Annotated in this window: 8 protein-coding genes; 6 read left to right on the top strand and 2 right to left on the bottom strand. The window is 70.5% G+C overall.

Going from position 1 to position 9,002, the window contains the following annotated elements; all coding sequences use genetic code 11:
• The first annotated feature begins 77 nt into the window (after nucleotides 1-77).
• The 5 genes from pepN to ACFC1J_RS01500 all read left to right on the top strand — a co-directional run bounded on the left by pepN (nucleotide 78) and on the right by ACFC1J_RS01500 (nucleotide 6,753).
• Complete coding sequence (pepN, locus tag ACFC1J_RS01520; protein WP_375901852.1) at nucleotides 78-2,690, top strand: aminopeptidase N; 2,613 nt, start codon at nucleotides 78-80, stop codon at nucleotides 2,688-2,690.
• Between the two features lie 147 nt (nucleotides 2,691-2,837).
• A complete protein-coding gene (locus ACFC1J_RS01515; protein WP_375901850.1) occupies nucleotides 2,838-4,058 on the top strand; it encodes a mechanosensitive ion channel domain-containing protein in 1,221 nt (406 codons plus the stop codon).
• Nucleotides 4,055-4,489 (top strand): globin, encoded by a 435-nt coding sequence (locus tag ACFC1J_RS01510; protein ID WP_375901848.1) that lies wholly within the window; start codon nucleotides 4,055-4,057, stop codon nucleotides 4,487-4,489. Before ACFC1J_RS01515 ends, ACFC1J_RS01510 begins: the two co-directional genes overlap by 4 nt.
• A 37-nt stretch (nucleotides 4,490-4,526) precedes the next feature.
• Complete coding sequence (locus ACFC1J_RS01505; RefSeq protein ID WP_375901846.1) at nucleotides 4,527-6,197, top strand: FAD-binding dehydrogenase; 1,671 nt, start codon at nucleotides 4,527-4,529, stop codon at nucleotides 6,195-6,197.
• 52 nt (nucleotides 6,198-6,249) lie between these two features.
• Nucleotides 6,250-6,753: an OsmC family protein gene (locus tag ACFC1J_RS01500; protein WP_375901844.1), complete on the top strand. Its 504-nt coding sequence runs from the start codon at nucleotides 6,250-6,252 to the stop codon at nucleotides 6,751-6,753.
• 63 nt (nucleotides 6,754-6,816) lie between these two features.
• On the opposite strand, the gene ACFC1J_RS01495 is transcribed toward ACFC1J_RS01500, so the two are convergent.
• The gene (locus tag ACFC1J_RS01495; RefSeq protein ID WP_375901842.1) at nucleotides 6,817-7,482 is read right to left on the bottom strand and encodes a hypothetical protein; all 666 of its coding nucleotides are present in this window, start codon (nucleotides 7,480-7,482) and stop codon (nucleotides 6,817-6,819) included.
• 68 nt (nucleotides 7,483-7,550) lie between these two features.
• Here ACFC1J_RS01495 and ACFC1J_RS01490 point away from each other — a divergent pair, with 68 nt between their 5' ends.
• Nucleotides 7,551-8,435: an acyl-CoA thioesterase gene (locus tag ACFC1J_RS01490; protein WP_375901840.1), complete on the top strand. Its 885-nt coding sequence runs from the start codon at nucleotides 7,551-7,553 to the stop codon at nucleotides 8,433-8,435.
• A 45-nt stretch (nucleotides 8,436-8,480) separates the two neighbouring features.
• Here the strand turns inward: ACFC1J_RS01490 and ACFC1J_RS01485 are convergent, their stop codons facing one another.
• Nucleotides 8,481-9,002, bottom strand: coding sequence for an acyl-CoA thioesterase (locus ACFC1J_RS01485; protein WP_375902703.1), 522 nt, complete (start codon nucleotides 9,000-9,002; stop codon nucleotides 8,481-8,483).

The raw sequence follows: 9,002 nt of genomic DNA, 5'->3' as shown, positions 1-9,002 counted from the left end.
GTAGGCTGGGACGGTTGCCGCCGGCGCCAGCAGCGCAGATCTTGCGGCCGAAACCCTCACCCCTGGGAGTCTGAGCAGTGCCTGGAGAGAACCTCACCCGCATCGAGGCGCAGGAGCGCCGCGCGATCGTCGACACCGAGTCGTACGAGATCGCGCTCGACTTGACCAAGGGTGCGGAGGTGTTCGGATCCCGCAGCGTGGTGCGCTTCAGCGCCACCGAAGGTTCCTCGACCTTCATCGACCTGATCGCGCGCGAGGTGCGCGAGATCACGCTGAACGGCGAGCAGATCGATCCGACGTCGGCGTTCGCCGACTCACGCATCGTGCTCGAAGGTCTGGCCGCGGAGAACGTGCTCGTCGTCGACGCCGACTGCGAGTACACGAATACCGGCGAAGGCCTGCACCGCTTCGTCGACCCGGTCGACGGCGAGGTCTACCTCTACTCGCAGTTCGAGGTGCCCGACTCCCGTCGCGTCTTCGCCGTGTTCGAACAGCCCGATCTGAAGGCGACGTTCCAGTTCACGATCACCGCGCCGGCCGCGTGGAAGGTCGTCTCGAATTCCCCCACCCCCGAGCCGATCCATCACGACGTCTCGAACGGATCCGCATCGGAGGAGACCGGCGCGGTCGCCACCTGGGGCTTCGAGCCCACCCCGCGGATCTCGTCGTACATCACCGCGATCATCGCCGGCCCCTACGAGGAGACCTTCTCGGAGCTGACGAGCGCGTCCGGCCGCGTGATCCCGCTCGGCGTCTACGGGCGCAAGAGCCTGTGGGAACACCTCGACGCGGACTACATCTTCGACAAGACCCGTGAGGGCTTCGCCTACTACGAGGAGAAGTTCGGGGTTCCGTACCCGTTCGCGAAGTACGACCAGCTCTTCGTGCCCGAGTTCAACGCCGGCGCCATGGAGAACGCGGGTGCGGTGACCTTCACCGAGACCTACGTCTTCCGCAGCAAGGTGACCGACGCCGTCAAGGAGCGCCGGGTCGTCACGATCCTGCACGAGCTCGCACACATGTGGTTCGGCGACCTGGTCACCATGAAGTGGTGGAACGACCTCTGGCTGAACGAGTCGTTCGCCGAGTGGGCGTCGACCATCGCGACCGCCGAGGCCACGGAGTGGACCGAGGCGTGGACGACCTTCAACGCGATGGAGAAGACCTGGGCCTACCGTCAGGACCAGCTCCCCTCCACGCACCCCGTCGTCGCCGAGATCAACGATCTCGACGACGTGCAGGTGAACTTCGACGGCATCACCTACGCCAAGGGCGGATCCGTGCTCAAGCAGCTCGCCGCCTGGGTGGGCATCGAGGCGTTCTTCGCCGGCGTCTCCGAGTACTTCACCAAGCACTCCTGGCAGAACACCGAGCTCAGCGACCTGCTCGTCGAGCTGGAGCGGACCAGCGGCCGCGACCTCACCGTCTGGTCGAAGAAGTGGCTGGAGACCGCGGGCGTCAACACGCTCGCGCCGGTGATCGCGGAGGCCGGGGACGGCTCCATCTCGCGCTTCGCGGTCACCCAGACCGCGCCTGCCGACTACCCGACGATCCGCCCGCACCGCCTCGGCATCGGGTTCTACAACCTCGACGCCGCAGGCTCCCTCGTGCGCACCCATCACGTCGAGGTCGACGTCGACGGCGACCGCACGGAGATCCCCGAGCTGCAGGGCCTGAAGCGCCCCGATCTCGTGCTGCTCAACGACGAGGACCTCGCCTACGCGAAGATCCGTCTCGACGAGCGCTCCCTGGCGACCGCCGTCGCGCACCTCGCCGACATCAGCGACCCGCTCGCCCGCTCGCTCGTGTGGGGCGCGGCATGGGACCAGACCCGCGACGCGGAGAGCCCCGCGAGCGACTACATCGACCTCGTGCTCGGCAACATCGGCCGCGAGACCGAGTCGACCACGGTGCGCACCACGCTCGGTCAGCTGCAGACCGCAGCGGCGCTGTACGTCACGCCGGAGCACCGCGACGCGGCTCGCACCCGCGTGGCGGACGGCCTGTGGACGCTCGCCCAGGGCGCAGAAGCCGCGTCCGACAGCCAGCTGCAGTTCGTCACCGCGTTCGCGAACGCGCTCACCACGCCCGAGCACGCCGACATCGTCCGTCGCCTCCGCGACGGCGCGCTGAGGCTCGACGGCCTCGCGATCGACACCGACCTCTCCTGGCAGCTGCTCGTCGGCCTCGCCACGGTCGGCGCCGTCGACGGCGCTGCGATCGACGCCGCGCTCGAGGGCGACAACACCGCCAAGGGCGGGGAGTTCGCCGCACAGGCGCGCGCCGCACTGCCCACGCCCGAGGACAAGCAGGCCGCGTGGTCGTCGCTCGTCGAGCACGACGACCTCTCCAACACGATCGTCCGCTCCGCGGCGCTCGGCTTCACGCACCCGGCCGGGGTCGCGTTGCTCGAGCCGTTCGTCGCGCAGTACTTCGACGCGCTCCTCACCCTCTGGGAGAGCCGCACGTTCCAGGTCGCGAACTACCTGATCGTGGGCCTGTACCCGAAGGCGCTCGCGAGCAGCGCCCTGCGCGATGCGACCCGTGCCTGGCTCTCGGCCCACCAGGACGCCGCGCCTGCACTGCGCCGCCTGGTGTTCGAGAACCTCGCCGACGTCGACCGCGCTCTGGCCGCCCAGGCCCGAGACGCCGAGGCCGTCGAAGCCATGGCCGCCGACGCACAGGGCTGACACACCTCAGAGCGACGAGTCGAAGGGCCGGAGGGAGTTCGCTCCCTCCGGCCCTTCGGCATTGCCAGGCCCGCCGACCCGGACTCCAAGCAAAGCGCCGCCGCTGTTCAGAACCTGCCAAGGCCCCCGGTCATAAGATCGTGAACGATGAATATCGTCTCCTTCGAGAATCAGGCAGAGAAGGTCGCCGACGCGTGGACCCAGATCCTCACCGTCCTCGGCGATATCGGCATGAAGGCGCTCTGGAGCGTCGTGACGATCGTCGTATGCGCCGTGATCGCCTACGCTCTTCGCTTCGTCATCCGCCGCGTCGTGCGACGGATCGTCGCCGGTGCCAAGTCCAAGGCGGAGGTCACCGACACCCGAGCTTTGGAGCGCTCTCCGCTTGCGGACATGCGCCTCGTGCAGCGGACGAGGACACTCGGTACGATCCTGCAGAACATCGTCAACGTGATCCTCGTAGTGGTCGCAGTCGTCCTGATCGTGAACATCATCGAACCCACTCTGCTGGGGTCCTTGACCCTGCTCACCGCGGCCGTCGGCGCCGGTCTCGGTTTCGGCGCTCAGAACATCGTGAAGGACGTGCTGAATGGCATGTTCCTCGTCGCCGAGGACCAGGTCGGCATCGGTGACGTGGTCGACCTGGGGCTCGCCTCGGGCGTCGTCGAGTACGTCAGCGTGCGCATCACGCAGGTGCGCGACGCGAACGGCACGCTCTGGTACGTGCGCAACGGCGAGATCACCCGGATCGGCAACATGTCGCAGGGCTGGGCCCGCGCGATCATCGATCTCGGCGTGCCGGCCGACGCGGACGTCCCCGCGGTCGAGGACGCGCTGCTCGCCGCCGCCCAGGGGCTCGCGAAGGATCCGAAGTGGCGCACGCGCATCATCGAGAAGCCCGAGATCTGGGGGCTGGAGTCGATCGACGGCGACGCCCTCGTGGTCCGGGTCGTGATGAAGACCCGCACGAACGCGATGGACGACGTCGCGCGGGAGCTGCGGATGCGGCTGCGCGACACCGTGCTCGGCATGGACCTGACCGTCCCGAGCATGGCCACCGTGCAGCTCGCCGGTCCCGAAGGCGCCCGCCGCGTGCACGGCGCCAACCCCCCGCGCACCCGTCCCAACCCGGTCGCGACCGCCCCCGCGGTTCCGGAACGCGGCTTCTGGCGCAAGAAGAAGACCGAGGACGAGAAGCCGGCCCCGGTCACGCCCCCGCCGCGCACCAAGCCCGCGCCGACGACTCCCGCGCCGAAGAAGACCGAGAAGCCGAAGACCCCTCCTTCGGCTCCGCAGAGCCTTCCCCTCCCGCCCCTCCCCGATCCGCAGGCCCCGCAGGATCCGCAGAACCCTGGAGACGAACGATGACCGAGCCGGTGTCCTTCTACGACGAGGTCGGCGGCCAGGCGACGTTCCAGCGCCTCGTCGAGGTCTTCTACCGCGAGGTCGCACTCGATCCCGTGCTGAAGCCGATGTACCCCGAGGAGGATCTCGGTCCGGCCGCGGATCGCCTGCGCATGTTCCTGGAGCAGTACTGGGGCGGGCCCACCGCCTACGGCGAGCAGCGCGGGCATCCGCGGCTGCGGATGCGGCACATGCCGTTCCACGTCGACCCGGACGCCCGCGACCGCTGGCTGCGGTGCATGCGCACGGCCGTCGACGACGCGCAGCTCTCGCCGATCCACGAGGCGACGCTGTGGGACTATCTCGAGCGTGCCGCGCATGCGATGGTGAATACATTCGAGCCGGGCCGCACGACGACGGGCGCCCCGACCCCTGACGGGCGCCCCGTCCTCTAGCGGCGCCCGCACGCACACCGAGTTCGACGGAGATCTCATGACAGCGACCACGACCACCCACTCCACCGACGTCCTCGTCATCGGCTGGGGCCTGTCCGGCCTCGTCGCCGCCGCGGAGGCCGCGGCCGCAGGCCGACGCGTGATCGTGGTGGATCAGGAGCCGCGCACGAATCTGGGCGGGCAGGCGTGGTGGTCCTTCGGCGGACTGTTCCTCGTCGACTCCCCCGAGCAGCGCCGCATGGGCATCACGGACTCGTACGAGCTGGCCCGGCAGGACTGGTTCGGCAACGCGGGCTTCGATCGCGAGGAGGACGCCTGGCCGCGGCGCTGGGCCGAGGCGTACCTCCAGTTCGCGAGCGGCGAGAAGCGCGCCTGGCTCCGAGAGCGCGGGGTGGGCTTCTTCCCTGTCGTGGGGTGGGCCGAGCGCGGCGGCTACGGCGCCCTGGGGCCCGGAAACTCCGTCCCCCGCTTCCACATCACCTGGGGCACCGGCCCCGGCATCGTCGCGCCGTTCCAGGCCGCCATCGAGCAGGCCGAGAAGGCGGGGCACCTGGTGGTCCTCCCCCGGCACCGGGTGACGGCTCTCACCGTCCGGGATGGCGTCGTCACGGGAGCGGAGGGCGCGATCCTCGCGTCGTCCCCGTCGGCGCGCGGCGTGCGGAGCGACCGCGAGCCCGTCGGCACGTTCGAGATCACCGCCGGGGCGACGATCGTGACCTCGGGCGGCATCGGCGGCAACCACGAGCTCGTGCGCGCGGCGTGGCCCGAGCGCCTCGGCACGCCGCCCGCGGACATGCTCACCGGGGTGCCCGCCTACGTCGACGGTTCCATGCAGGCGGTGTCCGCGACGGCGGGCGCGCGACTCATCAACGGCGATCGCATGTGGCACTACGTCGAGGGCATCCGCAACTGGGATCCGGTCTGGCCCGGCCACGGCATCAGGATCCTGCCCGGCCCGTCCTCGCTCTGGCTGGACGCGACCGGCGCACGCCTCCCCGTGCCGTTGTTCCCCGGATTCGACACGCTCGGCACCCTGGCCCACCTGCGTGCGACCGGGCACGATCACTCCTGGTTCGTGACGACGCGGCAGATCGTGGAGAAGGAGTTCGCGCTGTCAGGCAGCGAGCAGAATCCCGACCTCACCGGCAAGGACGTACCGCTCCTCGTGCGCTCCCGGCTCGCGAAGGGTCCCACGGACCCGGTGCAGGCGTTCCTGGACAAGGGCGAGGACTTCGTCGTCGAGGACGACCTCGGGCGGCTGATCGCGCGCATGCAGGAGCTCCCGGGCGGGGAGGCACTGGACCCCGGCCGGGTGCGCGAGGAGGTCGTCGCGCGCGATCGCGAGATCGTGAACGACTTCACCAAGGATGCGCAGATCGCGATGCTGCGCTCCGCCCGCGCCTACCGCGGAGATCGGCTGATCCGCACGGCGTCCCCGCACCGCCTGCAGGACGCCTCCGCGGGTCCCCTGATCGCGGTGCGGCTGCGGGTCATCACTCGCAAGTCGCTCGGCGGTATCGAGACGGATCTGGACGGGCGCGCTCTCGGCGCCGACGGCGAGGCCGTGCCGGGACTCTACGCCGCGGGCGAGGCGAGCGGCTTCGGCGGCGGCGGAGTGCACGGGTACCGCGCGCTGGAGGGCACGTTCCTCGGCGGATGCCTGTTCTCGGGCCGCCAGGCCGGGCGCGCGGCGGCGCAGGCGATCTGAGGCCGGACCGCAGCACTGGACCCCGCGCGATCGGAGTGCCAGGATCGCGTGCATGGACGCGGAAGAGCTGCGAGCACGTCAGGCACCGCTCAAGGAGCGCTACCGGCAGGATCCGGGGCTCGCGCGCGTCGTCTCGGGAGCGACCGGCGACTACCGGGATCCGGGCATCACCGCGACCATCGACGGATGGGCGGGCCCTGTCCGCGCCGGGCAGCACCCGGCGACCGGCGGAGACGGATCCGATGCGTGCTCGGCGGATCTCCTGATGCAGGCGCTGCTGGGGTGCGTCGGGGTGACGTTCCGTGCCGTCACGACGGCGATGGGCGTGACGGTCGAGAACGTCCGGCTCACCGCGGAGTGCCACTGGGATGCGCGCGGGACGCTGGGGCTGGATCGGGAGGCGCCGGTCGGGGTCGGTGAGATCTCCGTCACGATCACGATCGACAGCGACGCGGACGACGGGCGTCTGGAGCGGATCGCCGCCTCGACCGAGCGCTACTGCGTCGTCGGACAGAGCCTCGCGTCACCGCCGACGATCACCGTCGTCCGGCGCTGACAGTCCGCACGGTGTCGACCCGCCTACGCGGCCCGCACCTTCCGCCCGCGGAGCGGATGCGCCTCAGCCGGCGCTGCCCGTCGCTCGCACTGCGGTCAGCCCCACGGCTGCCGGTCCCCGGCTCAGCACATGCCCGCGCGAGAACGCGAGACGCGTCCACCGCCCCGAGGTCGTGATCGGCACCTGCTCGGCACCGGAGATGAAGCCGAAGGCGTGCGCGGCGAACGCGATGCCGCGAGGCAGGCCGAGGAGGTCATCGTCCGGTTCGCCCCAGATCGCGGCGCGCAGCGCACGGACCGCGTCCTCACCCGCGCCCGCCGGGGATCCGTGCGCAACCGCCGAGATGCCCCACTGCGCTCGCTGCGCTATGGCGTCGGCGCCGAGCGTTCCCACCGGCGTCCATCCGCCCCGTGGCGGCGCGACTCCGGCCCAAGAGGGGCTGCGGCCGGTGTCGGGCAGGGCGAGGGCGCGCGGGTCGTCGGTCGTGGTGAGCTCGTCGATCACGATGTCGCAGCGCAGCTCAGGGTCGGCCCGCACGATCCGCATCGCGAGGATCGTCGGCGTCGCATCGAACAGCGTCTGCGGCACGAGGGCCGCCGCCGTCATCGCGAGCACTCCCCGGTCGGCTTGCAGCCTGACGCCTTCGTCACCGGCGCGGCCGGCCCGGGAGACGAAGGTGAGCGCATCACGCGCGGTGTCGGCATCGGCGAGGATCAGGGGCGTGGGCACGCCCTCTAAACTAGCAACCGGTCGCGACCGGTCCCCTGGTGTGTCGCGGCGTCCGCCGAGAGGATCCCATGACGCACGACGAGCACGCCCTCCGATCGGTCGAGATGCTGCGGGGGATCCTGGATCTCGACTCCTCCGATGCACGCACGACCGAGGACATCTTCACGGGCGCCTCCCATTCAATGCCGACCGGACGGATCTACGGCGGACAGGTGCTCGGCCAGTCCATCATCGCCGCGGAGCGGACGATGCCGGAGGGTCGCGTCCCGCACTCGATGCACGGCTATTTCCTCCGCCCTGGGGACGCGTCGCAGGGGCTCACGTACGCCGTGGACCGGATCCACGACGGTCGCTCCTTCTCGACGCGACGAGCTCAGGCCTACCAGAACGGCGTGCCGATCTTCTCGATGATCGCGTCGTTCCAGGACGAGAACCGAGGGATCGAGCATGCCGCGCCGATGCCGGAAGGGCTCCCGGACCCGGAGGATCTCGCGCCCGACGAGGAGCTGTCCGACGGGATCCACCCGCTGTCGAAGCGCATGCTCACCGACCGACCGGTCGACATGCGGCACGTGGAGGGGCCGCTGTTCGGCGAAGCGGGGGCGGAGAAGTCCGCGCAGCAGGCGGTGTGGATGCGCTTGCGCGCCCCGTTCCCCGACGACCCGGCCCTGCACCGCGCGGCGCTGGCGTATCTCAGCGACATGTCGATCCAGGAATCGATCCTGCGCGCGCACGGCCTCAGTTGGAATGTGCCGGGCTTGAAGGTCGCGAGCCTGGACCACGCCATGTGGTGGCACCGCCCGGGACGCGTCGACGACTGGCTGCTGTACGTGCAGGAATCGCCGAACGCGCGCGGAGGCCGAGGGCTCGCGACAGGGCGGATCTACGAGCGCAGCGGGGGCCTCGTGGCGAGCGTCGCCCAGGAGATCACGATCCGGGTGCCCGAGGCCTGATCCCGCCGCTGGCCGAGCGGCGGGCCGAGGGGGACGCCGTGCCGCTCAGCGGTGCGCGTAGACGATCGACGGTCCGGAGAACGGCTCCCAGGCCTCACGCATCTCCGGGCCGATCCGGGTGGGACGACCCGTGGCCGCGTCCACCAGCACGATTACCGCGGTCGAACGCGCGTACAGCACGCGCTCCTCGAACGCCGCGTCGTTGTAGACCTCGTAGCAGACCTCGATGCTGGATCCGCCGAGCTTGCCGAACCACATCTGCACCTCGAGCGGGTGCCGCTGGTACGGCACGGGCGCCAGATACTCGATCTCCTGGCGCGCGACGAGGGTCAGCACGCCCGCGTCGATCCCCGAACTCAGCACCGCCGTGCTCGGGCCGTGCTCGCCTTCGCCCGGCCGCCAGAACGCCCGCACCCTCGCCTCCTCGAGCAGTTTCAGCATCGAGGTGTTGTTCACGTGGTTGAAGGCGTCGAGATCGCCCCAGCGCAGGTGGATCGGGATGTGCAGGCGCTCCCCCGCAGCGGCCCCGTCGGGGGCCGCTGCGGGGGGAGCACCGGCACCGGCGAT

This window comes from Microbacterium sp. NPDC056052 (genome assembly GCF_042266785.1).
Lineage (GTDB): Bacteria > Actinomycetota > Actinomycetes > Actinomycetales > Microbacteriaceae > Microbacterium.
This window is presented reverse-complemented; position numbering and strand designations above follow the sequence as displayed.